This is a genomic window from Microcystis sp. M_QC_C_20170808_M3Col, assembly GCF_007095505.1.
In the GTDB taxonomy this organism is placed as follows: Bacteria; Cyanobacteriota; Cyanobacteriia; order Cyanobacteriales; family Microcystaceae; genus Microcystis.
The window spans coordinates 1-25066 of record NZ_SFBY01000255.1 but is presented as its reverse complement, the minus strand read 5'-3'; the positions used below and the strand labels follow the sequence as shown (position 1 = coordinate 25066).

General features: G+C 42.0%; 21 protein-coding genes, 3 pseudogenes and 1 riboswitch. Of the genes and pseudogenes, 18 read left to right on the top strand and 6 right to left on the bottom strand.

Annotated elements, in window-relative coordinates:
* Positions 1–359: 359 nt before the first annotated feature.
* The 6 genes from EWV84_RS11595 to EWV84_RS11570 all read left to right on the top strand — a co-directional run bounded on the left by EWV84_RS11595 (position 360) and on the right by EWV84_RS11570 (position 6849).
* Positions 360–3719, top strand: a complete 3360-nt coding sequence (locus EWV84_RS11595; protein ID WP_287078113.1) for a ribonucleotide reductase barrel domain-containing protein — start codon at positions 360–362, stop codon at positions 3717–3719.
* Positions 3720–3781: 62 nt separating this feature from the next.
* Positions 3782–4273 (top strand): DUF29 domain-containing protein, encoded by a 492-nt coding sequence (locus EWV84_RS11590; protein ID WP_287078112.1) that lies wholly within the window; start codon positions 3782–3784, stop codon positions 4271–4273.
* Positions 4274–4311: 38 nt separating this feature from the next.
* A complete protein-coding gene (locus EWV84_RS11585) occupies positions 4312–4788 on the top strand; it encodes a DUF29 domain-containing protein (protein ID WP_287078111.1) in 477 nt (158 codons plus the stop codon).
* Between the two features lie 3 nt (positions 4789–4791).
* Positions 4792–5244: a DUF29 domain-containing protein gene (locus tag EWV84_RS11580; protein ID WP_287078110.1), complete on the top strand. Its 453-nt coding sequence runs from the start codon at positions 4792–4794 to the stop codon at positions 5242–5244.
* A 37-nt stretch (positions 5245–5281) separates the two neighbouring features.
* Entirely contained in the window at positions 5282–5728 is a 447-nt protein-coding gene (locus tag EWV84_RS11575) for a DUF29 domain-containing protein (protein ID WP_287078109.1), read from the top strand.
* Between the two features lie 53 nt (positions 5729–5781).
* Positions 5782–6849 carry a ribonucleotide-diphosphate reductase subunit beta gene (locus EWV84_RS11570; protein ID WP_287078108.1) on the top strand — a complete coding sequence of 356 codons (1068 nt, stop codon included), beginning with the start codon at positions 5782–5784 and terminating at the stop codon, positions 6847–6849.
* Between the two features lie 407 nt (positions 6850–7256).
* On the opposite strand, the gene EWV84_RS11560 is transcribed toward EWV84_RS11570, so the two are convergent.
* The gene (locus EWV84_RS11560; RefSeq protein ID WP_286825099.1) at positions 7257–8177 is read right to left on the bottom strand and encodes an NAD(+) kinase; all 921 of its coding nucleotides are present in this window, start codon (positions 8175–8177) and stop codon (positions 7257–7259) included.
* A gap of 87 nt (positions 8178–8264) precedes the next feature.
* Here EWV84_RS11560 and EWV84_RS11555 point away from each other — a divergent pair, with 87 nt between their 5' ends.
* On the top strand, positions 8265–8435 hold the full coding sequence (locus tag EWV84_RS11555; protein ID WP_287078107.1) for a hypothetical protein: 171 nt from the start codon (positions 8265–8267) through the stop codon (positions 8433–8435).
* Positions 8436–8485: 50 nt separating this feature from the next.
* Positions 8486–9025 carry a phycobiliprotein lyase gene (locus EWV84_RS11550; RefSeq protein ID WP_046660836.1) on the top strand — a complete coding sequence of 180 codons (540 nt, stop codon included), beginning with the start codon at positions 8486–8488 and terminating at the stop codon, positions 9023–9025.
* Between the two features lie 87 nt (positions 9026–9112).
* On the opposite strand, the gene thiC is transcribed toward EWV84_RS11550, so the two are convergent.
* Both thiC and EWV84_RS11540 read right to left on the bottom strand, forming a co-directional pair.
* Positions 9113–10495 carry a phosphomethylpyrimidine synthase gene (gene thiC, locus EWV84_RS11545; protein WP_286825098.1) on the bottom strand — a complete coding sequence of 461 codons (1383 nt, stop codon included), beginning with the start codon at positions 10493–10495 and terminating at the stop codon, positions 9113–9115.
* Between the two features lie 8 nt (positions 10496–10503).
* Positions 10504–10600: riboswitch (TPP riboswitch) on the bottom strand.
* 868 nt (positions 10601–11468) lie between these two features.
* Positions 11469–12644, bottom strand: coding sequence for a transaldolase (locus tag EWV84_RS11540; RefSeq protein ID WP_287078106.1), 1176 nt, complete (start codon positions 12642–12644; stop codon positions 11469–11471).
* A gap of 209 nt (positions 12645–12853) precedes the next feature.
* On the opposite strand from EWV84_RS11540, the gene rpmI reads away from it, so the two are divergent.
* Genes rpmI through EWV84_RS11525 form a run of 3 tightly spaced genes read left to right on the top strand, consistent with a single transcriptional unit; the run spans position 12854 to position 14406 of the window.
* Positions 12854–13057 (top strand): 50S ribosomal protein L35, encoded by a 204-nt coding sequence (gene rpmI, locus EWV84_RS11535; RefSeq protein WP_002781071.1) that lies wholly within the window; start codon positions 12854–12856, stop codon positions 13055–13057.
* Positions 13058–13088: 31 nt separating this feature from the next.
* Positions 13089–13436 carry a 50S ribosomal protein L20 gene (gene rplT, locus EWV84_RS11530; protein WP_002791991.1) on the top strand — a complete coding sequence of 116 codons (348 nt, stop codon included), beginning with the start codon at positions 13089–13091 and terminating at the stop codon, positions 13434–13436.
* A gap of 13 nt (positions 13437–13449) precedes the next feature.
* On the top strand, positions 13450–14406 hold the full coding sequence (locus EWV84_RS11525; RefSeq protein WP_002772048.1) for a PhoH family protein: 957 nt from the start codon (positions 13450–13452) through the stop codon (positions 14404–14406).
* A 180-nt stretch (positions 14407–14586) separates the two neighbouring features.
* On the opposite strand, the gene EWV84_RS11520 is transcribed toward EWV84_RS11525, so the two are convergent.
* Positions 14587–15702 carry a fatty acid desaturase gene (locus tag EWV84_RS11520; RefSeq protein WP_287697598.1) on the bottom strand — a complete coding sequence of 372 codons (1116 nt, stop codon included), beginning with the start codon at positions 15700–15702 and terminating at the stop codon, positions 14587–14589.
* 404 nt (positions 15703–16106) lie between these two features.
* Between EWV84_RS11520 and EWV84_RS11515 the strand changes: the two genes are divergently transcribed.
* From EWV84_RS11515 to EWV84_RS11495, 6 genes and pseudogenes are all read left to right on the top strand, one after another.
* Positions 16107–17615, top strand: a complete 1509-nt coding sequence (locus EWV84_RS11515; protein WP_287078105.1) for a VMAP-C domain-containing protein — start codon at positions 16107–16109, stop codon at positions 17613–17615.
* A gap of 6 nt (positions 17616–17621) precedes the next feature.
* Complete coding sequence (locus EWV84_RS11510; RefSeq protein WP_287078104.1) at positions 17622–18581, top strand: AAA family ATPase; 960 nt, start codon at positions 17622–17624, stop codon at positions 18579–18581.
* Positions 18578–21463 (top strand): formylglycine-generating enzyme family protein, encoded by a 2886-nt coding sequence (locus EWV84_RS11505; RefSeq protein ID WP_287078103.1) that lies wholly within the window; start codon positions 18578–18580, stop codon positions 21461–21463. The genes EWV84_RS11510 and EWV84_RS11505 overlap by 4 nt, the downstream gene beginning before the upstream one ends.
* Before the next feature lie 301 nt (positions 21464–21764).
* On the top strand, positions 21765–22016 hold the full coding sequence (locus EWV84_RS11500; protein WP_286825091.1) for a UPF0175 family protein: 252 nt from the start codon (positions 21765–21767) through the stop codon (positions 22014–22016).
* A gap of 79 nt (positions 22017–22095) precedes the next feature.
* Positions 22096–22302: pseudogene (locus tag EWV84_RS23105) on the top strand (PIN domain-containing protein); the annotation flags it as partial.
* 137 nt (positions 22303–22439) lie between these two features.
* Positions 22440–23237 (top strand): formylglycine-generating enzyme family protein, encoded by a 798-nt coding sequence (locus EWV84_RS11495; RefSeq protein WP_287078102.1) that lies wholly within the window; start codon positions 22440–22442, stop codon positions 23235–23237.
* A 243-nt stretch (positions 23238–23480) separates the two neighbouring features.
* Here EWV84_RS11495 and EWV84_RS11490 read toward each other — a convergent pair whose 3' ends face one another.
* Entirely contained in the window at positions 23481–24410 is a 930-nt protein-coding gene (locus EWV84_RS11490) for a hypothetical protein (protein WP_287078101.1), read from the bottom strand.
* 165 nt (positions 24411–24575) lie between these two features.
* Between EWV84_RS11490 and EWV84_RS11485 the strand changes: the two are divergent.
* Positions 24576–24794, top strand: a pseudogene (locus tag EWV84_RS11485) (PhoH family protein); the annotation flags it as partial.
* Between the two features lie 57 nt (positions 24795–24851).
* Here the strand turns inward: EWV84_RS11485 and EWV84_RS11480 are convergent.
* Positions 24852–25066: pseudogene (locus tag EWV84_RS11480) on the bottom strand (RNA-guided endonuclease TnpB family protein); the annotation flags it as partial.

Here is a 25066-nt window from a genome sequence, read left to right as displayed (position 1 = left end):
TCCACTCTTGTCTTAAATTATCGAAAAGTTAAGAACAAATAAAGTCTGACCACAACCTCCTCAGCAGTCAAGCAGAATCGGATCAAAAGTATTTTGTCAATCTGTTTTTCCTATCAAACAATAGCTTTTTTGTCAAGCATACAAAAGAACTATTTTCTGGAAAAAATTCTTGATTTTTTTCCAGAAAATGTCATCCAAAACACTGTTTTTAGGGAACAAAATAATCCTGACTATACCATATATAGAGTGATAGGATTATTTAACACGCTAGATGTTGTGTTTTCCCAGAAAATCTGATAGAATACTCTAGTACAAATAGATTAATTTGTCAAATTTTTTAACGCCGCAATTTCCTAATTATGCAATCAAAGCCCTTGACTACTGCCGTCTCCATTCACAAAAATAACGAAGTAATACCCTTTCGTTCTACCCCTTTAGCTAATATGGGCAGCCATGGAATTAGAGTGATTCGGCGCGATGGTTCCACCACAAGCTTAAATATCGGCAAAATTCGCGACGTGGTAGAGTGGGCTTGTGAGGGCAAAAAAGTCAATTCAATCGCCTTAGAAGCGGGTTTAACCACACGCCTGCGGGATGGGATTACCACTAGGGAAATACAGGATAATTTAATTAATTGCGCCCTAGAAATGTGTAGTCCAGAGGAACCGGATTGGCGCTATGTGGCGGGAAGATTGCATATTTGGAGTCTTTGGAAAGATACCTTAGTAGCCCGGGGTTATCAGTACGGAAATTACGAGAAAACTGTCAAAACTCAAGTTAAAAAGTTGCTATACGACGAAAGGATTCTCATCTATTCCGAGGCAGAATTAAAAGAAGCTGGTTCTTGGATTAATCCCGATTGGGACATCGATTATGATTACGCCGGAGCATTGTTAATCACTAGCCGTTATTTACTCAAAAATGAGTTACCCCAAGAGGCATTATTAACCTGTTCCTTACTGCTTGCCACTGTGGAAGAACCAGCTAATAGACTCCACTGGGCGAAGAAATTTTATCAAGCAATCGCTCAAAGAAAAATCTCTCTCGCCACCCCAATTTTAGCCAATTTACGCACTCCCAAAGGTTCCCTAACCAGTTGTTTTATCCTCTCCATTGACGACAGTTTAGAAAGCATTTTCGACGAGCTTACTAATGCTGCCCGCATCTCAAAAAATGGTGGCGGTGTCGGGGTGAATGTGAGTAGAATTCGCGCCACTGGTAGCTGGGTAATGGGGAAAGCTAATGCTTCCGGGGGGATTATTCCTTGGATTAAATTACTCAACGATACAGCTATTGCAGTAAATCAGGGGGGAAGACGCGCCGGGGCAGTAACTATCGGTGTTGACATCTGGCATTTAGATGTGCCAGAATTTCTGGAAATGCAGACAGAAAACGGTGATCAAAGACGCAAAGCTTATGATGTTTTTCCCCAATTAGTTATCACCGATGAATTCATGCGTCGGGTGATAAATAAAGACGAGTGGACATTAGTAGATCCCTACGAAGTTCGCAATAAATTAGGTATAGAATTAGCGGAACTATGGGGGGAAGAATTTGAAGAGGCCTATCGTTTAGTAGAAGCTAATTTAGATCAAGAGATTCTCCTCTATAAAAAAATCAATGCCCGGGACTTATTTAAAAGTATCATGCGTTCCCAAGTAGAAACAGGAATGCCCTACATTGCCTTCAAAGATACCATCAATCGCGCTAATCCTAATAAACATGATGGCTATATCCCCGGTGTAAATTTATGCGTCGCGGGAGAAACAAAAATTCTTACTGACCGAGGACAAATAGCAATCGCTGATTTGGTGGGGGAATATGTTAATGTCTGGAATGGATTGGAGTGGTCAGAAGTATTAGTTAAAAAGACTGGAGAAAACCAGCCTTTATTAAAGGTAAATTTCTCTAACGGAGAGGCCTTAGAATGTACTTACTACCATAAGTTTTACGTTCAGAAAAACTACAAGGGAACCGTGGAAATTGTCGAGGCAAAAGACCTCAAACAAGGAGATAAATTAATTAAATACCATCTACCTCTTGTCCAGTCAGAAAATGATCTTGACTTTCCCTACGCTTACACCGCAGGATTCTTTTCTGGAGATGGGAGTTACGGAAACAATGGAATGCCAGAAGTTGACCTATACGGAGTTAAAAAAGAGTTACTTCCCTTATTGGCTATTCGTAACAAATATCGGGGAAATGGCTCTATTGAAAAAGGTACTTTTTGGAGAAAAGAAACCGATACCCTAGCGGTATATCATGACAGTAAACAAGATCGGATCGTCTGTAAACTCCCGTTAGATATTCCCAGTAAATTTACAGTTCCTCTCAATGGTTACACAATTAAATCTCGTTTAGAATGGTTAGCTGGTTTACTTGATGCCGATGGAACAGTTGCCCGCAATGGTTCTAACGAGTCTCTCCAGATTGCTGCTGTTAACCGGCAATTTTTGCTCGATATTCGCCTAATGTTACAGACTTTAGGAGTTGATTCCAAAGTTACTTTTATGGATGACGGTGGCTATAAATTGATGCCAAATGGAAAGGGAAATTATCAAGAATATCTCTGTCAACCAAAATATCGTTTACTGATTAATTCTGTCGGACTATTTCAACTTGGTCAATTGGGACTTAAAACCCATCGCTTACAATGGACTTTAAAAGAACCCCAACGTTCGGCCACTCAGTTTATCCGCATTGAATCGGTAGAGTTAACCTGTCGTCGAGATGACACCTACTGTTTTACAGAACCCAAGCGTCATCTGGGAATGTTTAACGGCATTCTAACAGGACAATGCACCGAATCTTTCAGCAATGTCACCCCCGATAAAACTGCCCATTGTTGTAATTTAGTTAGCCTTAATTTAGCCAATATCGACAGGGAAGAAATCGAGTCTAATTGTCAAATCGCTGTCAGGATTCTCGACAATACTATCGATATCACTAATCCTCCCTTTGATAATGCTAAAAACCACAACGATAAATATCGCACTATTGGGGTAGGGGCGATGGGATTGGCTGACTGGTTAGCTAAACGGAAATTATCCTACAATAACCTGTCAGAAATTAGTAATTTATTTGAAGAAATTGGCTATTGGTGTACCTATTCCTCGATGGAATTAGCCAAAGAACGCGGTGCTTATCAAGCTTTCTTGGGTAGCGAATGGAGCCAAGGTAAATTAATCGGTGCCAAACCAGTGGCATGGTTTTTAAATAACGCGGTGCAACCGCAAAGATGGCAACAATTAGCAACAGATATTCAACGATTTGGCATCCGTAATTCCCATATTACCGCCATTGCTCCTAATACTTCCTCTAGTTTGGTACAGGGATGTACCGCTAGTGTTTTGCCGGTTTATAGTCGCTTTTTCTACGATAAATGGGCAAAAGGAACCGTTCCCATCGCACCACCTTTTATTGAAGAAGCTTTCTGGTTTTATTCAGAGAACAAAAATCTCGAACAGCAGCAGGTGGTAAAAGCGATCGCTACCATGCAAGAATGGATCGATACGGGGATTTCTATGGAGTTATTATTCAACCTCAATGAAGGGGTTTATTTCCCCGCAGAACCCAACCGTTGTCTCACTGCCAAAGATATCTTTGATACCCTAGTTATGGCGTGGGAATTGGGGTGTAAAGCGATTTATTATATCCGTACCGTACAAAAGGACAATTTTCGAGAGTCTGACGATAGTTGTTCTAGTTGCGCTAATTAAGGTTAACTTCGGTGGGCAATGCCCACCTTAATTTTTTTACATCAAAGATTAGGACTGATAAAATGAGTTTTATTAATCACCTAATCACAGCTATGGATAAGACTTTATACGAACAGGATTACTATCTCTGGATAGAGAAAACCATATCTTTACTAGAAAATCATCAATTTTCCGATTTAGATTTAGATAATCTCCTCGAGGAGATTAAAAGTATGGGTATTAAGGAAAAACATACCTTAACAAGTTTATTGACTAGAATAATCCAACATTTGCTGCAACTCGCTTATTGGCAATCGGAAAGCCAATATAATGCTAATCACTGGAAAGGAGAAATTACTATTTTTAGAATTGATTTATGGGAAGTTCTTGATGATAATCCAAGTTTAAAGTCCTATCTAGAGAATAGTTTTGATAAATGTTATCAGTCAGCCCTTCGTATCCTAGCTAGAAAAATGGGAGTAAAAATCAATACTTTGCCCACGGAAAAAATTCTCACTCTTGCCCAAGCTTTGGATGATGATTGGTTTCCTGAATATGAGGATAATAATCATTGATGATTTGGTTGGATTATAGTTAATTAAGGTGAGGGACTATGGAAAAGAACTTATACGAACAGGATTACTATCTCTGGTTAGAGAAAACCATATCTTTACTAGAAAATCGCCAGTTTTCTGAGTTGGATTTAGAAAATTTAATTGAAGAAATAAAAGATATGTCCAGAAGAGAACGTCAGAAGTTAGAGAGGTTACTAACTAAACTCTTGGAACATTTACTTAAATTAACTTATTGGCAACCTAAGCGCGATTACAATAAAAACAAGTGGCGACGGGAGATTTTAAATTTTCGCATTCAAATAAAAAGAATTATTAGCAACAAAAAGGATGGAACTTATAATACAAACTTAGTATCTTACCTCACCGAGATTCTTGAGCAATGTTATGAGGATGCTTGCCATCTATTTATCGAAGGTTCTGGCATCGATAAAAGACTTTTAAGTGCTACACCTATTGGAGCAATCGACCAAATTTTAGATGAAAATTGGTTTCCTGAGTTTCTCGGAGAGGATTAAGCAATGAAGAGTGATTTATACGAAAAAGATTACTATCTCTGGATAGAGAAAACCATATCTTTACTAGAAAATAATCGGTTTTCTGATTTAGATTTAGAGAATTTAATTGACGAAATTAGTAGCATGGGTAAAAGTGAGAAACGAAGTTTAGAAAGTTATTTAACTCGGTTATTAGAACATTTGCTGAAACTAGCTTACTGGGAATCGGAATTAGAATATAATCAAAGAGGATGGAAAAATGAAATTAGGAATTTCCGTCGTGCCATAAAAAGAATTATTGCCGATAGTCCTAGTCTACAGCCTTATCTAATTGAAATTTTTAACAACTCTTTTCAAGAAGCTCGTATTTCTTTGATCGAATTATCTGGAATGGCTGAAAATTTGGTCAGTTTAGCTCCAATTTGCACTATAGAACAGGCTTTAAATGAGGATTGGTTTCCTGAAATCTCAAAATAATATTGACAGAGTATAAAAGCAAGTGAAGTGGGTAATTATGGAAAAGAACTTATACGAAAAGGACTACTATCTCTGGCTAGAGAAAACCATATCTTTACTAGAAAATCATCAATTTTCTGATTTAGATTTAGAGAATTTAATTGAAGAAATAAAATCTATGTCTATCAGTCAACAGAAAGCCCTTAAAAGTAATCTAACTGTGATTTTATGGCATTTACTAAAATACTTACAAGAGCCAGAAAAACAAACCAGAAGCTGGGCATTAACCCTTTTTGAGCATCGCGAAAGAATCGAAGAAGATTTAGAAAATAGCCCTAGTCTTAAGATTTTTTTAACAGAAGAAAATTTAAAAAAATGCTACAATAAGGCCAGAAAAAAAGCCGCCATTGAAACAGGAATAAACCTAGAGAAATTCCCGAACTATTGCCCATTTACTTTGGCAGAAGCCCTAGATTTTGAATTTATTCCTAATCAAAAGATTTGACTTTTTACCGAAAATATATTATAACCTAAAAGTGCCATAATATCCAAGTAATCATGTCCTTACATTTAGTTAATTCTTGCCCTTCGATGCCCATTTCCCCGATCTTCAATCCGGCGGGAGATGATGCGATCGAAAACCGTTCGATCTGGTTTGGTAACACCACCAACCTGATGCAATTAAACGATGTCCGCTACACCTGGGCGGTGGGTTTATATCAACAAATGCGCGAAAATTTCTGGATTCCGCAACGATTAGATATCACTCAAGACGTGACTGAATACGGGCATCTTACCGACGAAGAAAGATATGCTTATGATGGTATTTTATCCTATCTAACTTTTCTTGATTCCGTGCAAACCTGTAATATTCCCCACCTAAAAGGTAGCGTCACTGCGCCAGAAATTAGTCTTTGTATGGCGGAACAAATTTCTCAAGAGGCCATGCACAATCAAAGTTATCAATACTTAATTGAAACGATTATTCCCTCCGATCGCCGAGGCGAAGTTTATGACTTTTGGCGCACCGATAAAGTTCTCAAGGATCGCTGTGAATTTATTGCTAGTCTCTACCAGCAATACATCGACAAAAAAACTACTGAAAGCTATTTTATCGCCCTTCTTGCCGATTATTTGCTAGAGAGTTTGTATTTTTACAACGGCTTTATCTTTTTCTATAATCTCGCTTCTCGACAGCTAATGTCCGGTAGTGCTGACGTTTTCAAAATGATCAACCGGGACGAATTAAGTCACGTCCGTTTGTATCAGAAACTTATTCCCGAAGCCATGGCAACTTTTTCCCATTCTGTTGAACAGATTTATGAGATGTTCGATACGGCCGTTAAACACGAATGTCGCTGGACAAATCACATTGTTGGCAACGACATTTTAGGTATTACCGAATACAGTACCGAACAGTACACCAAATACCTCGCTAATATTCGGCTGAAAGCGATCGGACTTGAGCCTTTATACAAGGAAGAAAAGTATAACAAAAGTCCCTATAACCATCTGGAACGCTTCTCCGATACCAAAAAAGAAGGCCACACCAAAGCTAACTTTTTTGAAGCAACCGTTACCAGTTATGTTATGTCTTCTGGCTTAACTGGATGGGATGAAATTTAAAATTTAAGGGATAATAATGACCCAATTTCCTACCATAAAGTGGCAATTTTGTCAAATATTTTGATAACTTTTGACCCTCTATTCGCTGGGGTTCAAGGGGCTTTTTGCTCCTTGTCCCCCGCTCAACCTTTAACGATCCCTACTGGCATCTCGGTAATTATAAGTAGCTAGACACAATTAATTACATATATCTAGGGGTTGCTGAATAAATCTAAAAACCTTGTTGGGTAAGACTTTTAGGCTTTTTTGAAATCAAAAAGTGCCAGCCATTGGAGTGATCAGGGGGAAAATTAAGGTACTTTTTCCCTGAAAATTAGGTAATTGACCCCCTGAAAATGGGTAAAACCCTACACCCCACACCCCACACCCCACACCCTGTCCCCACGAAAAACTTTTTGCCGCAAACCCTAATTATGACGATTGCCATCATAATGAATTCTCGCCCCGGCCCATTGCAATTTTTCCTGTAGAGTCTGATAAAAAGAATAGCTTTCCCGCAGGATAATAAATTGGGCGAATTTTTCAGCTTTGGTAACTCCCACCCATTGCCCAGGCCAAATGGAAGTGGCTAAAGCACCATCCATCCAGAGTTTAGTGTTTAATTCGTAGTCTCCCAGAGGCCAAATACTGACCAGAGATGCCGGGGGAATGACAATCGGCCGACTGGAAAGACTCAAGGGACAAATCGGGGTGACAGCGATCGCTTCCATGCCGGGGTGTATAATCGGGCCATTAGCGGAAGCGGTGTAACAGGTGGACCCCGTGGGAGTAGCCACTAATAAACCATCTCCTTGGTACTGATCTACTACTTCCCCGTCCACTTCGATTTCGAGGATCGAGGTGGGCATCCTATCGATACTAGCGGGTTTCACACACATCTCATTCAGGGCATAAAATGCCTCGCTCACTGCCTGCGGGTTTCTTTTATCCCCTTCATAGATTCTGGCAGTTAACATCATCCGTTGTTGTACCGCATAGTGATCGGATTGTAAACGCTCCCAGACCGTCTCCGTATCTTGGAAAATCTCAAAAGGTTCCGTTAAAAATCCCAGATGGCCGCCGACATTCACCGCTAAAATTGGAATGTCTTCCTGAGCTAAATAGCGAGCGGCGGCTAAAATGGTTCCATCTCCCCCCAAAACGATGGCGAGGTCGATTTTTTCCGATGCTGAGGCTAAAAATACTGGATAGGGATTATCTTTAAAGCCACTGGGTCCCATTAAAACTTTACACTGACGGGCTTCTAACTGTTTAGCGCATTTTTCCGCCCATGCTTTACTTTGGGGATGGTTGGCCTTATGGGCGATGATTACTTGTTTTAACTGCACGGAGTTGAGACCTTGTTCGGAGGTTCTATACTTTTAACAATACCAAGACCGGGCAGATCGGGTGAAAAGTAAAAAGTAAAAAGTGGGTTGGGAGATGGGGAAGTGGGGAAGTGGGGAAGTGGGGAAGCTGTCTCATCACCCTATCACCCCAAAACCCTATCACCCTATCTCCTCTTGCCTCATCTCAACTGGCAATTTAAATACTTAACAGCTTATAATTGTATTAAGATGTGTAACAATTCTCTGGCAAACTCTTGACAAAGGATAACAAATCTGCTCTCCCAAAAAACAGGAAAGGTTTTATTTCTATGACATTAATTCAAACCGCCCAATTATCGCTGGAAACCTCGGCTTTAGCCTTTTTTAAGCAGACAGAAGGACGCTGGCAATCCCAGAGACGTTATTACACCCTCACCCAAGAAACGGAACCCCAAGAAGTTATCAGCGCCATCGAGATTAAATATTTACCCCAAGGCAGCGAACCATTAATTCAACTTGCCCGTTTACATAATCTGGAAGATACAACTTTATTAGGTGGTACGGAAGTCACTTGGCAAAGTAATTATCTCCGTCCCCAGAGTAAAAAACCCTCCAACGGTTCGACTATATTCGGTATTTTAGATAATATTCTCTATCGCGATCGGGGATTTGCGACGGATAAACCCGTTAGCGCTATTTATACCTTTCCTAACCCCTCTACTCTCTGTCTGAGAACAGAATACGCCGGTTCTGTCTTTGAAGAAGAAATTAAACTCATCGGTCAACAATATCGTACTCGACAAACGATTATCTCTCGCGCCGGTCAAGAATTGATGATCGGTCAATATCTAGAAAAACGGGTCAATTAGTCAAAAAATCGGCGGCTATTCCCATAATTTTGACTTCTATCCTAGTAAGAGGGCTGAAATCAAGTCAGCCCTCTTACTAACTCCCCTTTAAACTGGGGTTAGATTTTCTTGATTCTGACTAGCGAGAAACTTCTCTAATTCCGTAATCGCATCGGCATCGACCTTAGTTTGCATAGGACAGAATTTCGGTCCACACATCGAACAAAACTCCGCAGTCTTATAGATATCTGCGGGTAAAGTCTCATCGTGGTATTCCTTAGCGCGATCGGGATCCAAGGATAACTGAAATTGACGATTCCAATCGAAATTATAACGAGCAATTGAGAGTTCATCGTCACGATCGCGCGCTCCGGGACGATGACGGGCGATATCTGCCGCATGAGCCGCTATTTTGTAGGCAATTAAGCCATTTCGCACATCTTCAGCGTTGGGTAAACCGAGATGTTCTTTCGGGGTGACATAACATAACATCGCCGTCCCGTACCAACCCGCCAAAGCCGCCCCGATCGCCGAAGTGATATGATCGTACCCTGGAGCAATATCGGTGACAAGAGGACCAAGAACATAGAAAGGTGCTTCGCTACACTCCTCCATTTGTTTTTTCACATTAAATTCAATTTGATCCATGGGAACATGGCCAGGTCCTTCCACCATCACCTGTACATCGTGTTCCCAAGCGCGGCGCGTCAGTTGGCCGAGGGTTTTCAATTCCGCTAATTGGGCTGCATCGGAAGCATCGTGGGTACAACCGGGACGCAGGGAGTCACCGAGACTAAAAGAAACGTCATAACGCTTGAAAATCTCGATAATTTCGTCGAAATGGGTGTAGAGAGGATTTTGCTTGTGGTGGTGTAGCATCCACTTAGCAATAATACCACCACCCCGGGAGACAATCCCGGTCAGACGAGTTTTGACTAAAGGCAGGTGTTCGATGAGGATTCCCGCATGAATCGTCATGTAATCCACCCCTTGCCCGGCGTGTTTTTCGATAATATGGAGGAAATCTTCGGGGGTGAGTTTTTCAATATTGCCGTGAACGCTTTCCACCGCTTGATAGATGGGTACAGTACCGATGGGGACAGGAGAAGCATTGATAATCGCGGTGCGAATTTCGTCCAAATTACCGCCACCGGTGGAAAGATCCATCACCGTATCCGCGCCGTATTTGACCGCTAGGTGTAATTTTTCCAGTTCTTCGTTAATATTCGAGGAGTTAGGGGAAGCTCCGATATTAGCATTAACTTTACACTTAGAAGCAATACCGATCGCCATAGGTTCGAGATTGAGGTGATTGATATTAGCCGGAATAATCAGTCTTCCTCGGGCGATTTCGCTGCGAATCAATTCGGGAGAGAGATTTTCCCGTTTTGCCACATAAGCCATCTCTTCGGTAATTATCCCCTGACGGGCGTAGTGCATTTGCGATACATTTGCTTGTCCGCGCCGGGGGGCAACCCATTCTTGTCTCATAATTTTATTTCCTCTGTAAACAGCTTCCCTACGCTGGAATTACCCAGTCTCAGGTTCTAAGGGTCTTTCTCAGCCTGATTGCCTCAGACACCCCTAGCTATGACGGCAATTGTATCACTGTTGAGGACTCGGCAGATAAAGCTTAAGATTGTTGTTTGATTAGGCAGTTAAGCTAAAACGCACTTAGACCACCTAAAATAGAAATAGTAATTTTAGAAAAATCGGTGGTGATTCATACTAAATCTGGTTATTAAAAACTGATTATTTATTCCCCCTTCTGCCTCTTGCCTGTTCCATGAGTGCCTGTCCTGATATGTAGCCTATACTCAACGGATTTGGTATCAGAAGTAGTTCTGGATAAGCAATAGTATATTGTCGAGCAAATACTGGTAAAATTTTCCATAATTTTCGAGCCGATTTATGGCTTCTATTTTTTAGATAAAAACCAATAATTTTTCTGGTACTTGTATCAATAGCCAACCTAATATATAGCTTGATTTTTTGAGAAAATATCAAGAACCACATCTTATACTAAATCCTGTTTAAAAGCTATAGGGGAGAAACAATCCATAGCTACGGATTTAGTAAGTAGTCGGACATAAATTCTGTCGTCTGTCTTAAGAAATGTAATTCTGGCAATTCTTGCTGACTCCGGACTCCCACGGTTAACTTTACTTTTGTCCGACCACTTAACTGATAAGTAGCTGGACACAATTAATTACACATATATAACTACCTTTTGCCTCTTGCCTCTTGCATGAGTGCCTATCCTAACCAAGAAGTTAATTTTGTCCTATTACTTATCACTACCCCTCTCCCAGGCCTTCCATAAGAAAAATCCAGCTAAATTATCTCTAGCCGGACAGGGTAGTAAATTTTCAGCAGTGGGAAAACACTTCTAGGCTATGTGAGCAACTCACCATTAGTTACCGATTAAAATCAGAGCAATCAGTGATTCAACTCACAACCAATTCTAGGCTTCCACTAAACGAAAAGCCGCACCCAAACCGACAGCGATCTCATCGGGAGAAATTTTCCCATCATGGTTAATATCGATCGCATCGAATACCGCATCGGTTCCCGCCCATTCTTCCCGGGTGATGAAACCATCCCCATCATGATCATAAACTCGAAAAATATCTTCGGCGGCGTGTTCTAGGGTTGACTGACCTTCCAACTGGGTTAAACGTTGAATCAGCAGTTGTTCTAATAACTCTAAAGCTTTGGTAAAACCTTGAATACCTTCCGCTAGTTTTTCGGAAGCCATAGCATCTTCGGCGTGCATTTTCTCAAAATTCGCTTTATCCATGGCAATTTTGACAATATCAAGGGTTGCGGCCTGGTCTGGATCGAGCTTACGGGGTAAATCGGCTTCTGTCTCTTGCAATTGTTCGAGCAGTTTCGGGGAAATGGTTAAAAGATCACAACCGGCTAACTCGCGAATTTCACTGATATTGCGGAAACTTGCCCCCATAACTTCGGTTTTATAACCAAACTTTTTATAGTAGTTATAGATCTGGGTAACGGATTGGACTCCGGGATCTTCAGCACCAACGTAGTCTTTACCAGTTTCTTTTTTATACCAATCGAGAATCCGACCGACAAAGGGAGAAATTAAGGTTACTCCCGCCTCCGCACAGGCGATCGCCTGATGAAAACCGAATAATAGGGTTAAATTACAGTGAATTCCCTCTTTTTCGAGGACTTCTGCGGCTTTAATCCCTTCCCAAGTCGAGGCAATTTTAATTAAGACTCTTTCTCTAGAGATACCCGCTTGTTCATACTGGGAAATGAGATAACGGGCCTTGTCGATGGTAGCTTGGGTATCGTAGGAAAGACGAGCATCCACTTCGGTGGAGACGCGGCCGGGGACGATTTGCAGGATTTGTAGGCCAAAACCGATCGCTAGGCGATCAAAAGCTAATTTGGCCACATCTTCCGGGGTGGCCTGCTCTCCTAATTCTTTTCTGGCCGCTTGCAGGGTTTGATCGACAATCGGCTGATATTGGGGCATTTGGGCCGCGGCCGTAATCAGGGAGGGGTTAGTGGTGGTATCTTGGGGGGTAAAAGCTTCGATCGCTTGGATATCGCCGGTATCGGCAACAACCACTGTAAATTGGCGTAATTGTTCTAGTAAGGTTTTAGCCATGACTTCTCCAGATGCGTGTTAACACGAGACTTCATCCACATCTTAGCCATTCGATCGAGAGGAAGGGGAAAATTCCCGATTGATTTAATTCCCAAGCACAGACCCGGCCAAAGTAAGGATAAGCCCGGAAATCTTTTGGCCACTTCTTGCCCAAAGTCTTCTATTTATGATAGTATTAGTGATTGTGTCGATTTAATAAAACGGAGTTTATGCCCAAGCTAAAAACGCGAAAGGCGGCGGCCAAACGATTCGAGGCCACGGGAAGCGGCAAAAAAATCAAACGTCGCAAAGCCTTCAAAAATCACCTACTCGATCATAAAAGTGCCGAACGCAAGCGCCGTCGTTTGTCCCAGATTACCTTGGTACACGAGCGCGACGAGAAGGAAGTGCGCTTAATGTTGCCCTATTTGTAAGTTTTCCAGAAAAATTGTCTAAAGGATTATCATGTCTAGAGTAAAACGGGGGAATGTCGCCCGCAAGCGACGCAAAAAAGTTCTCAAATTAGCCAAAGGTTTTCGCGGTTCTCACTCGCGCTTATTCCGTACCGCTAACCAACAGGTAATGAAGGCCTTGCGGAATGCCTATAGAGACCGTCGCAAACGGAAACGCGATTTTCGTCGTCTTTGGATTACCCGCATTAACGCGGCTGCCCGTCAACAGGGCATCAGTTACAGCCAACTGACCGGACAATTAAAGAAAGCTAATATCCTCCTGAATCGGAAAATGTTGGCTCAATTAGCTGTCCTCGATCCCGTCGCTTTTGCTAAAGTGGTAGAACTAGCCAAAGGATAATTTAGCCCCAAGCATGACGGAAACTTGGCAAACGATTCAATTCCCCAGTTCAGAAAGTGCGATCGCTTTAGCGGGTCATCAAGAAGCTAACCTCAAATTGATAGCCAGGCAAACTGGGGCGAATTTAGTCCTCAGAGGGATGGAATTGCGGATTGCGGGGCAACCGACCCCCGTGGAGCGTGCCACAGCGATTGTACGCTCCTTAAGTATTTTATGGCAAGAGGCCAAGTTAATCGCCGAAGCCGATATTATGACCGCTATCCATGCCCTCGATACGGGGCGTTCTAGCGAGTATAAAGAACTACAGCAGGATATTCTCGCTCGTACCCGTCGCGGGGAGCTAATTCGGGCGAAAACCTTCCGTCAGCGTCAATATATCCAAGCGATTCAAAGTCACGATATCACCTTTTGTATTGGACCTGCCGGCACGGGTAAAACCTTTTTAGCCGCCGTTTTAGCCGTACAAGCTTTATTAGAAGATAAAGTAGAACGGATTATCCTCACCCGGCCGGCCGTGGAAGCAGGGGAAAAATTAGGCTTTCTCCCGGGGGATTTACAGCAAAAAGTCGATCCTTTTTTGCGTCCCCTCTACGATGCTTTATACGAATTTATCGAAGCGGCCAAAATTCCCGACCTGATGGAACGGGGTAAAATCGAAATCGCTCCCTTAGCTTATATGCGGGGACGAACCCTAGCTAATGCTTTTGTTATCGTTGATGAGGCCCAAAATACCACCCCAGCACAGTTAAAAATGGTCTTAACGCGCTTGGGATTCGGTTCGCGCATGGTAGTAACTGGAGATGTCACCCAGACCGATTTACCGCAACAACAAGAATCGGGGTTAATTGCCGCTCAAAAAATCCTCAAATCAGTAGAAGGGATCGCTTTTTGTTACCTATCGCGGGCCGATGTGGTGCGTCATCCCTTAGTACAAAAAATCGTCTCAGCCTACGAACAGCACGAAAAATAACAGATTGTTGAGATAGTCGCTCTTGTACTCTTGCGAGAGAGTATAGAATTAGGTTAATTTAACGCGATGTGCAACTAAAAACGACAGAATCAGGGTTCCAGAGGATACTTTATCTCTGCTGATTTCTGAAAGCCTTGTTGTAAATCAAGACTAAAAATATAGTTGCACACCGAGTTTAATTTAGCTTTTTCCCCTTAAACTAAAACCGACAAAGACGTAGTTTAATGCGTTTCGGTATCCCCAAACCTCAAGGAATTGATAACGCTGCCATCCTTTCATTGAGCCAGTCTGAAAAGCTCTTAGGGTATATAGTTGGTTAGCCCAGTTGTGATCGTTTGGTGTAGCATGATGAACACAGTGCGCCCCTAGGCTAACTGGAAGGATGATTAGCCGAATAAAGACTGCTCCCACTAATTCCGTGGACCACTTTAACCACTCTAACCAGTGGTCTGAGCGCGGGGGGTAAGCACCCAGATATAGAGCAAAAGATTTACCAATTACCTGAGATTTAGCTGCCTCATTATCATCGGCTTCATAGGCCCAATTATGCTCCGGTAGCTGTTGCAAGAGTGCGGCTGCATAGGTTCCGAGTTGGGTAAATAGCGCCCAGAGTAAGCAGATTAAACAAGAATGGGTTAAACCCGCACAAACAGAGGCCAAGAAAAGCACAATCAGGGTAGCTATTTGATAGTTAATGGGAGCTTTAAGGAGATTAGTCAGACGAGAAAGGAAGGTTTCTCCGTAAAACTTGGGAGAGAGTAATAACTTGCCGAGATTTTGCCAATAGAAGGCCTCTTCTTGGGCAAATTCAAAACCTAACTCTTCTACTAGGTAGGGGGTATTCCCCTTGTCATTCATGGTAGCTAGGTTTTTCGGGGGGTGGTGAATTAGTAGGTGATCTTTTTTGAACAATGGAAAGGGCTTTTTCCCGGTAATTAAGGTGAGCAAACAACCTAAAAGATGGTTATAAGTGGGATATTGAGGGAAAAAAGCATTATGGGCGCAAAAGTGGGCTATTTCCTGCAATTGAGCCGCTCCAGCTACGGATAACACACATCCTAGTGGGATTAATTGCCAGTGGCTAAGAGCGATCGCTAATCCCCCTATATACTGGAGTATGCCATAGATTAGCTCTAAGGAGGGGGTGCTTTTCCAGAGAGGGGGAGCAAGGTAGTAGCCTGTTAGCCAGTCAAAGAAAGCTTGTACGAGACGATTATCGCTGATTTGGAGCATCCCTAGGCGTGGATTATCCCTTAAAGCCGATGCTTGTGTTGGGGTGGTTTTTTTGAGTATCATAGCAGTAGAAAATAAGTTGTACTGTCCTGAAAATGGTTAAATAACCAAATTCAGGCGGTTTTATTAGCTGTGCAGCCGTTCAATTTTTCGATAGTGCTGGACTAATTGCCCATCACTAAAAAACGACTTTGGAGAGATTTCTATCTCGATGGCGAGATTAATTACCCAAGCTTCTTTGGGTACATACCCCAAGCGATTTTTTAGCCTCTGGGTTAGTGATTTAATCTGGTAGTTTGAGATGTACATAAGCTCTGAATTAGACTACACTTTTAGCTTATTTCTAGCCCTTTTAATTGTCGAGGTAGTTTTTGTAGCATTTAGTAGTCAATTTGCCAAAGTATCATTAAGTAGCTAAAAGTAGCATTTTGTGAATTGTATTCTTAAAAGGAGAACCACAAGTACAAATGGGAGATAGAAAACCTAAGCCAGAAATTCCAAGTTCTTTAGGCAAAGAACTGTTTTTAAGCTGTGTGGAAAAAGTGATTCAATTGATAGAGCCTAATGGTATTACATCTATTCAAAAATGTTTAATCGAAGGGTTCGCACAGGGTTGGACTTATGAACACATAGCAAGAAAGTACGACTACTCCGAGGCGACGCTGAAAACGCACGCATCTCAAACTTTTTTTCCATTACTTGCCCAGGCATTTAACAAGGGATTAGAAAGAGATATAGAAAAAGTTAACAAGGCCAATGTCATCTCATTGGTTGAAGAGTATAATAGAAAAATAAGTGACAATGGGACTTTTTTACAGGATAAACTTAAAGAAAATAAGACAAAAATTAATATATTTACAGAGCTTAAAAATAAATTGTCTGGACAACAAAAATCAGAACTGAATCGGATCATAAAGTCGTACTTGCCAGATAATGACAATGCTAATTTTGAAAAAATCATCGATAAAATCATAGATTCTCCAGATAAAGATTCATTAATAATACTTTTTAGACTTACTCAAGATAGCAGAGTTAATAGCTCCACTTGCTCAAAGATTGAACAAACAATACAGGATTTAAAGGAACTATTAAAGATTACTGACACAGATTACAATGCTTGGACAGGAGAGATAACAGAAATTAATCCAGAACCTGACAATCGAGAAAATATTAACAACTATCTAATTATCAAAATAGAGGAGAGTAAAGGTCAAGCAAATACTTACCATGAATATAAATTTGCTGCGTGGTTTCTACAGTTAAATACATCTCAAATTCAAGGAAATAATTATATACATCTTCCTGTAGATAGTAGCGTTAGCAAAGATGTTTATACTCAAAAAGATATAACGAACATTTTAACAAAAATTATTGAAGATTGTCATGAGCGAGGAGGTGCAAACTTAAATATTGAATTTTTCACCAATGGTAAGCTACTATATACTAACTTTGAATCTTGGGAATACAATTGCTTTGATAGCCTAACTCAACTTAAGAGAACATATTTTGTTAATGTTCGTTCTCTTACGAGATTGGGAACAATGTATAGTAAAATGCCAGTTTATCAACATTGGAAAAGTAGATGGGAGAGATTAACAACAAATTCTATAGATACACAAACAGTTAATAATAGCGAGTCCTATTTGTGCCAAGAAACAACTCTATGGAGCAATCTTTGCGCTTCAACTCAAGAGGATTTAGAGCAATTCTTTAAAAGAAGCTTAAAATATGGCATACCTTTAGCCGTTGGGTCGCGCTGTCATGCTCAGGAAGCAAGTCACAGAACACAAATTAATACACTCTTACAGGATATTCAAATTAATCAATTGTCCACAAGAGTTCAAGAGGTGAGGCGACAATCACCAGATAATTTAGAAGATGAACCCGAACATCTAGGACATCATCTATTATGCTTTTTAGAAGACCCTAATCGGATGCCACCCTTCCACTACTTAACATCTCAGCACCTAGGTTAACTAACTATGAATTCATGGAAAATCTTTAAAGGCAATCATGAAAAACGCTCAAGGGATGAGATTACCTGGCCAGAAATCCCACCTTGGCGAAGCTTCGCCACCGACAAGTCCGAGGAGCGGGGAAAACAACTCATAGTTGACGATAAAACCAGGGAAACCGTAAACGCAGCCATTCACCTACGCCGGCCTATTTTAGTCACAGGGAAACCGGGTACAGGGAAAACCTCCCTAGCCTACGCAATCGCCTACGAATTAGACTTAGGAGAAGTATTAGTCTGGCCAATTAATACCCGCACCACCCTACAAGAGGGATTATACTACTACGATGCGATCGCACGTTTGCAAGATTACCAACTAGAAGAAAAAAAAGACATAGGGCAGTATATCCGCTTGGGTCCCTTGGGGACAGCCCTCTGTCCGAGAAATTATCCCCGGGTACTGCTTATCGATGAGATAGATAAAAGTGACATCGACCTACCTAACGACCTCTTAAACCTTTTTGAAGAGGGAAAATTTGAAATCACCGAACTTTCCCGACTCGCTAAAGATACCGAAAACGAACCAATACCAGTACAAACCCATGACGGTGAATGGGAACCCATCCCCCAAGGCAAGGTAAGCTGCCAACAGTTCCCCATAGTGATTTTGACGAGCAACGGGGAGAGGGATTTTCCCCTACCCTTTAAACGTAGATGTCTGCTCTTAGAAATCCCCGAACCCACCCCAGAGGTACTAAAAGACATAGTAAAAAGCCATTTTAATTATAAAGAAGCCAGTAGCGAAAGTAAAAAAATAGAAGCAGCGATCGCAGAATATGTTAAAAAACGAGAAAAAGGGGAACTAGCAACAGACCAGCTTTTAAACGCCGTCTTTATGAGCATGGGCGAAAATAAACTCACAGATGCAGAATTAAAGTCCCTTACCAACCTACTATTTACCTACCTCACCGACACAGGCAATAAATGACCCAAACCCCTCCCACACCAGAACTGATTGATAAATTTATCACCTTTGTCAAGGGCAGGGGATGGGATCTAGACAGTTACCAGATAGCTGATAGTTTGTGGTGGTATGTTCTCACCCAAGAAGAGGAGGGAAAACCCCAACCCCCTCCAGAGCCTAGGAAAGAAAAGAAAGAAACCCCGACCACTAACAACCCCCCCCAGGAGAGTAAAAACGAAACCCAAGAGCCAGCAGCCCCATCCGATGAAGTTCTCTTAATACGGGGGACAGAAGCACAAAAACAGCCTGAGAAGATAGGCGCAGACACCCTACCCATTAGCCTCCCCGGCGCCAAATTCTGGCGAGAAACCCTAAAATTAGGGCGGGCAGTGCGTCCCCTCATCCAAAAGATAGACTCAGCCACCCAAAGACAAATAAACCTAAACAGCACCGTACAGAAATCGGCCGAGTATAGCATCGGCAAGAAAGATGGCAGTTTAGCCCTAATACCCGTTTACCAAGCCAAAAAAGTCCGTTCCCTAGAGGTAGTTTTACTGATTGAAGAATGGGCCTCCATGGTCTTTTGGAAAGAAATGGCTGGGGAAATCCGCGATTGGCTAGAACAAATCGGCGCATTTCGGGATGTCAAACTCTACCGCATCGGATGGGACGAAGACAAGCAAAAATTAGCCATCCGTACCTACTCTAACGATACTTGCTCAATTCACCCAAAAGATCTCATCCATCCTCGCGGCGAAAGACTTATCCTCTTCTACAGTGATTGTACTTCCCCAGACTGGTATCAAGGACGCTATAACCAAGCTCTTCAGGACTGGGGAAAACACCAAATTGTCACCCTGCTTTCTCCCTTCCCGGAAGCAATGTGGGAAAGAACCGCCCTTAGTCGAGGTTGGTTCGTCTCCCTAGTCAACCAAACCCCCCGGAAACCTTCACAAAACTGGAGATTTACCTCCATCCCCCTGCTACTACAAATTGAGAACGAAGAGGAAAATCAACATATTCTCAGAGAAACAATCCAAAAAACCTACTTTCCCCTACCCACCATCTCCCTAACCCCTTCATCCTTAAAAGCTTGGGCGCTCGTTCTCAGTGGTGACAGCAACGCCACCTGTGCGGGGGTACTACTAGAAAAATCTCCCCAAAACAGAGAAATACCCGCAACTATTTCTCCGGAGATGTCTGGGAAGCAAGCTCTAGAACTATTCGCTAGTACCGCCTCACCTCTAGCTTGGGAATTACTGAAAAAATTAGCCGCAGCCCCGGTAAATCTTCCCATCGTCCGTCTTATCCAAAGCAAACTTTTAAGCGCCTCTAACCCCCTAAACATAGCAGAAGTCATCCTCAGTGGTTTTCTCAAAGTCTATCTAGGAGGGGAACCGGTAAAGTGGGACAAAGGAGGTAAATTTAACTTTCATACTCCCCCCAACAGCCTAGATTTTGAATTTGATGATGAGGTGAGAGAGCTTCTGCTCACTGAACTAGGGAATAGCCGCGCCTTAGAGGTAATTTTTGTCCTCTCGGAATACATCGCCCAAAAACTCAACCTGAGTACCACCACCTTTTTTGGTCTTATTCTTACCAATCCCCAGGTTCTCCTCGGCAAAGAAGCTGCTAATCTAGTCCGCGCCTTTGCCAAGGTATCTGCTGAGGTTTTCCAAAAGCTAGGGGAAGCAAAGTACCAAGAAATTAGCCAAAAGCTGAAATCTATGGTTGACTCACCTCCACCCCTACCGGTTGAGGAAAAGTGGCTGAGGAAATATAAAACCGTAACCATAGCGAAGGTAAAAGAGCTTACGGGAGGAGAGGAAATATTGTTTCAACTGCTCAAGGATAGACTTAAGGATTTCAGCGTAGAAGATGGGGAACTGTATCAGCGCCTTCGTTTAACCCCTGAGCAGCTTAAAATTTTGGCAAGCGAAGAAATAACCGCCGAGACAATCCCAGTCCAGTTTAGGGAAGTCTTGGATAACACAGAAGAAGAAATCATCACCGAGAAATTTAACCTAACCCTGTTCAAATCTAAAACCGTTTTTGTGGATGAGAGGGGACAAATTACCGCCAAAGAACCCGTGAGAGCCTTCTACTTTGAAGAAAATCCCCCCAGCTTAAAAATGCTCTATATTCCTTCGGGGGAGTTTTGGATGGGAACCGAAGCGGAGGAAATAGCGCGGCTAGTGAAAAAATACAATAGGGATTGGTTTCAACGAGAATCCCCCAGACATTTAGTAAAAATCGCCCCGTTTTACCTAAGTCAAACTCCGATTACTCAAGCTCAATGGTTATATATTGCCCAAAGAGAAGATTTAAAAGTAGAGCGAGATTTAAAACCAGAGCCATCGCGGTTTAAAGGCAGCACAAACCCCGTTGAAAATGTATCTTGGTTAGATGCCGTAGAATTTTGCCAAAGGCTCTCTAAAATGACCAAGAAACAGTATCGGCTACCCAGTGAGGCGGAATGGGAGTATGCTTGTCGTGCTGGAACCACCACCCCCTTCCACTTCGGAGCAACCCTCACCTCAAATTTAGCTAACTACGATGCTACGAAACGCTTTGCTAAGGAACCAGCAGGAGAATATCGCAAGGAAACCACCCCCGTGGGGCAATTTCCCCCCAATGGTTTTGGTTTGTATGATATGCACGGAAATGTCTGGGAGTGGTGCCAGGATGACTTCTGGGAAAATTATCAAGGCGCACCTAGGGATGGTAGTCCTCGGCTAGAAAAGAGTAAAAAACAGCAAAATCAGGCAAATAAAGCTCTGCGGGGCGGTTCTTGGTACGACAATCCGTCTTTCTGCCGTTCCGCTTACCGTTTCAACCGCTTCCGCCGCGGCGACTACGTCAACCTCAGTTTTCGGGTGGTGTGCGGTGCTGGGAGGACTTTGTAACCCTTTTTCTCTTTTTTCCCTTTTTACCCTTTTTCGATTTTTTTGAACAAATGTACTAAATGAGGTTGGCTGATCAGTAGCTGGTTATAATTAAATTGAAGACGGGTTTTGGGTTTCCCCCTTATCAAGGTAGGGTTGATTCATGAATCAACCCTACAATCAACCCTACAATCAACCCTACAATCAAACCTAGAATCAACCCTAGAATCAACCCTACAATCAAACCTAGAATCAACCCTACAATCAAACCTACAATCAACCCTACAATCAACCCTACAATCAATTAATCCTAGGATTCATCATGTACCAAATCACTCTTTCCCTACCTGATGAAACCGCTCTCGCTTTACATCTCACCCCAGAACAACTAGCACAGGAAATCTCTCTTCTTGCTGCCATTAAACTTTATGAATTGGGAAAACTTTCCTCTGGCACTGCTGCTAACTTAGCAGGTATTCCGCGAGTTGTTTTTCTTTCTAAACTTGCAGACTATGGAGTTGATACCTTCCGACTCAAGGAAGCAGAATTAATCGAGAATCTGGCTAATGCCTAACGTCATTGCCGATACATCACCGATTCAATACCTCTATCAGACTAACTTACTTGACTGATTCCCTCTCACTGATTTAGGAAAAGGAGAAAAAGAAGTATTAGCTTTAGCAATAGAAATTCCCGATTTTCTCGCTTTACTTGATGATGGTTTGGCGAGACGATATGCAAATTTATTAGGAATAAAACTCACTAGAACAATGGGAATATTATTAAAGGCTAAACAAAATGGTTATCTACAACGTATTGAGCCAATTCTTAATCAACGTCTCGACTTCGCTCGATGTTGACCCTTCGGCCTCGCTCAGGGTCAACTAGAATTGCTGAAGTTTCGCTTAGATGCCACTACTCGTACTTCTGTGTTAAAATTAGCCGGCGAAGGATAGAGTATAAAATCAATTTTTAATTTAATCATAATCACTTACTTATGCCTACAATAATCATCCAAAAGACCCAAAAACGTCTTTTAATCTATAGAGAAAAACTCACCGATGACCTAGACATAGAATTAGTCAAAATACCATCGGGAACCTTTACAATGGGTTCTTCAGAACAAGAAATTAGTAGTAAAAGGGAAAAGCCTCAACACAACGTCACCCTGAAAAACTTCTTGATGGGTATTTATCCCATTACCCAAGCTCAATGGTTATATATTGCCCAAAGAGAAGATTTAAAAGTAGAGCAAGATTTAGAACCAGAGCCATCGGAGTTTAAAGGCAGCACAAACCCCGTTGAAAGGGTAAATTGGTTAGATGCCGTAGAATTTTGCCAAAGGCTCTCCAAATTAAGTAAAAGAAAATATAGGCTACCAACGGAAGCCGAGTGGGAGTACGCTTGTCGAGCGCAAACCAAACCCTTAAATCTCGACAAAGGAGAAACCTACCCCCCCTATCACTTTGGGGAAATTCTTACCCCAGATTTAGCCAACTATGATAACAATCTCCAAAAAACCACCCCTGTTGGGCAATTCTACGCCAACGACTTTGGTTTATATGATATGCACGGAAATGTCTGGGAGTGGTGTCAAGATGATTGGTGCGAAAACTATGAGGAGATAAAAAAGAGCAAAAAACAGCAAAATCAGGCAAATAAAGCTCTGCGGGGCGGTTCTTGGTCCGACTATCCAGATTTCTGCCGTTCCGCTTTCCGCTACTACAACTCCCGCCGCGTCGGCAGCTACTACTTCGGTTTTCGGGTGGTGTGCGGTGCTGGGAGGACTTTGTAACCCTTTTTCTCTTTTTTCTCTTTTTACCCTTTTTCGATTTTTTTGAGCAAATGTACTATATGTGTACTATAAAAGGATTGAGAGAATTATCAAGAGTAGAAAACGGGTTACTCAACGGATTTAGGATAAATTGCTTGTTGATGCGAGACAAGAGGCAACAGTAAAGGGATTGGGGGAAGTTCGGCTAATCTAAGAATAAGCGGTTTAAATGCGTCTTAGCTTACATCAACAGCCGCTCAGTTATTAGTATTCTCCCCCATCATTTTTTTTCTGGTCTAAAACATGATTATAGATCACACTTTTGAGAGATTGCCAAAAGGGAACTAATAAAATATTCAGAAGTAAGAAAATAGTAGTCAGACCATAGAAAAACATCGCCATTTGTTGGAAAAAAAGAGGATTTTCCGTGAGCGTTTGCCAGTACTCCGAAGAATTGACCCAAAAGAAAAAGAGAATTTTGACCGAAAAGAAAAAGAGAATTGAAGCCAAAGCCCCTGACAGAAGATAAACTGAAATAATTAATAAACTGGCAATAAATATCAGCATCAGCCCCACAATTCTCCAAGCCGAGTTTTTAGTTAAATGCCAAGCTCTCTTGATTGCTTGCCAACTGCCTAAATTATCTTCAATTACTAAGGGCAATTCGGCAATGTAAATGCGAGCAGATAACCAAAGGAAGAAAAAAGGAAGACAGAAAAAAGCCAGTAAAATAAGCAATACACCAAGGATGGGGATAAAACTTACTAGCACCAGAGACAGCGTTATCGCCAAAATTATTGCCGCTCCCAACAAACCGATCAAAACTTGCATCCACCACAAGCGCCACATTTTCGGCTTAACTTTTTTTTCCGCTTGTCCGGCAGTTTCTGGCTGATAAATGATGTCTTGAAAAGCTAATCGTGAGATAACCGCATTATTGAAAAGATACTTAGCGGCCGAGAAAATTTGTATCGGGAAAAGAAATAAACGTAAACCGATATCGCTGCCTTGTTCGGGGGTAATTGTTTGATAAAGTAATTGACTGAGAATTAATTGCAAAACTAAGGGAAAAAGCGACCACAAGCAGGCGCGGACAGCAAAGAATACATAAGTTGGAAAGCGATCACGATAAAGACGGAAGGCAGTATTAATCGTATTGCCAATAGTCAAAGGAGCGATGGAATTGTTAGTCACTGCGGGACTCCTTACAGAATGCCACCACCATATTAGGTTAAGTAACTAATAACAGCTAAAAACTTCCAATTTAATCAATATTTCCAGCTAAGACAACAATTCTGCCAAAGTGGTAGAATTTGGCCAACGATTCAATTCCCCAGTTGGGAAATTGCGATCGCATTGATGGTCTTAACTCGCTTGGGATTCGGTTCGCGCATGGTAGTAACCGGAGATGTCACCCAGACCGATTTACCGCAATCACAAGAATCGGGGTTAATTGCCGCTCAAAAAATCCTAAAATCAGTAGAAGGGATCGCTTTTTGTTACCTATCGCGGGCCGATGTGGTGCGTCATCCTTTAGTACAAAAAATCGTCTCAGCCTACGAACAGCACGAAAAATAACAGATTGTTGAGATAGTCGCTCTTGTACTCTTGCGAGAGGTTGACATACTCCCACCGTCAAGCTACGCTGTGACGGGGGATTCTTGACCTATCACTATCGGAAATTCCTTGTTCAACGAGACAGCTTAGATTCTCAATGTCTCCACTGAGAATCCAGAGGCCGGACTCTCCCAAGGCGTTTGGGTCGGTTTCTGTTTGCCCAACAGTACCGTTGAGATGATTTCCCAAATATTTCAACCCTTTTTTAAGAATATTTATTGCTGCATTATGAT

Coding starts and splice junctions, on each gene's coding strand:
- EWV84_RS11540 (WP_287078106.1), bottom strand. CDS start 12,644: ATGGCTAAAACCTTACTAGAACAATTACGCCAATTTACAGTGGTTGTT.
- EWV84_RS11495 (WP_287078102.1), top strand. CDS start 22,440: ATGCCTACAATAATCATCCAAAAGACCCAAAAACGTCTTTTAATCTAT.
- rplT (WP_002791991.1), top strand. CDS start 13,089: ATGTCTAGAGTAAAACGGGGGAATGTCGCCCGCAAGCGACGCAAAAAA.
- EWV84_RS11585 (WP_287078111.1), top strand. CDS start 4,312: ATGGAAAAGAACTTATACGAACAGGATTACTATCTCTGGTTAGAGAAA.
- rpmI (WP_002781071.1), top strand. CDS start 12,854: ATGCCCAAGCTAAAAACGCGAAAGGCGGCGGCCAAACGATTCGAGGCC.
- EWV84_RS11580 (WP_287078110.1), top strand. CDS start 4,792: ATGAAGAGTGATTTATACGAAAAAGATTACTATCTCTGGATAGAGAAA.
- EWV84_RS11515 (WP_287078105.1), top strand. CDS start 16,107: ATGGGAGATAGAAAACCTAAGCCAGAAATTCCAAGTTCTTTAGGCAAA.
- EWV84_RS11595 (WP_287078113.1), top strand. CDS start 360: ATGCAATCAAAGCCCTTGACTACTGCCGTCTCCATTCACAAAAATAAC.
- thiC (WP_286825098.1), bottom strand. CDS start 10,495: ATGAGACAAGAATGGGTTGCCCCCCGGCGCGGACAAGCAAATGTATCG.
- EWV84_RS11525 (WP_002772048.1), top strand. CDS start 13,450: ATGACGGAAACTTGGCAAACGATTCAATTCCCCAGTTCAGAAAGTGCG.
- EWV84_RS11510 (WP_287078104.1), top strand. CDS start 17,622: ATGAATTCATGGAAAATCTTTAAAGGCAATCATGAAAAACGCTCAAGG.
- EWV84_RS11575 (WP_287078109.1), top strand. CDS start 5,282: ATGGAAAAGAACTTATACGAAAAGGACTACTATCTCTGGCTAGAGAAA.
- EWV84_RS11520 (WP_287697598.1), bottom strand. CDS start 15,702: ATGATACTCAAAAAAACCACCCCAACACAAGCATCGGCTTTAAGGGAT.
- EWV84_RS11505 (WP_287078103.1), top strand. CDS start 18,578: ATGACCCAAACCCCTCCCACACCAGAACTGATTGATAAATTTATCACC.
- EWV84_RS11500 (WP_286825091.1), top strand. CDS start 21,765: ATGTACCAAATCACTCTTTCCCTACCTGATGAAACCGCTCTCGCTTTA.
- EWV84_RS11550 (WP_046660836.1), top strand. CDS start 8,486: ATGACATTAATTCAAACCGCCCAATTATCGCTGGAAACCTCGGCTTTA.
- EWV84_RS11570 (WP_287078108.1), top strand. CDS start 5,782: ATGTCCTTACATTTAGTTAATTCTTGCCCTTCGATGCCCATTTCCCCG.
- EWV84_RS11590 (WP_287078112.1), top strand. CDS start 3,782: ATGAGTTTTATTAATCACCTAATCACAGCTATGGATAAGACTTTATAC.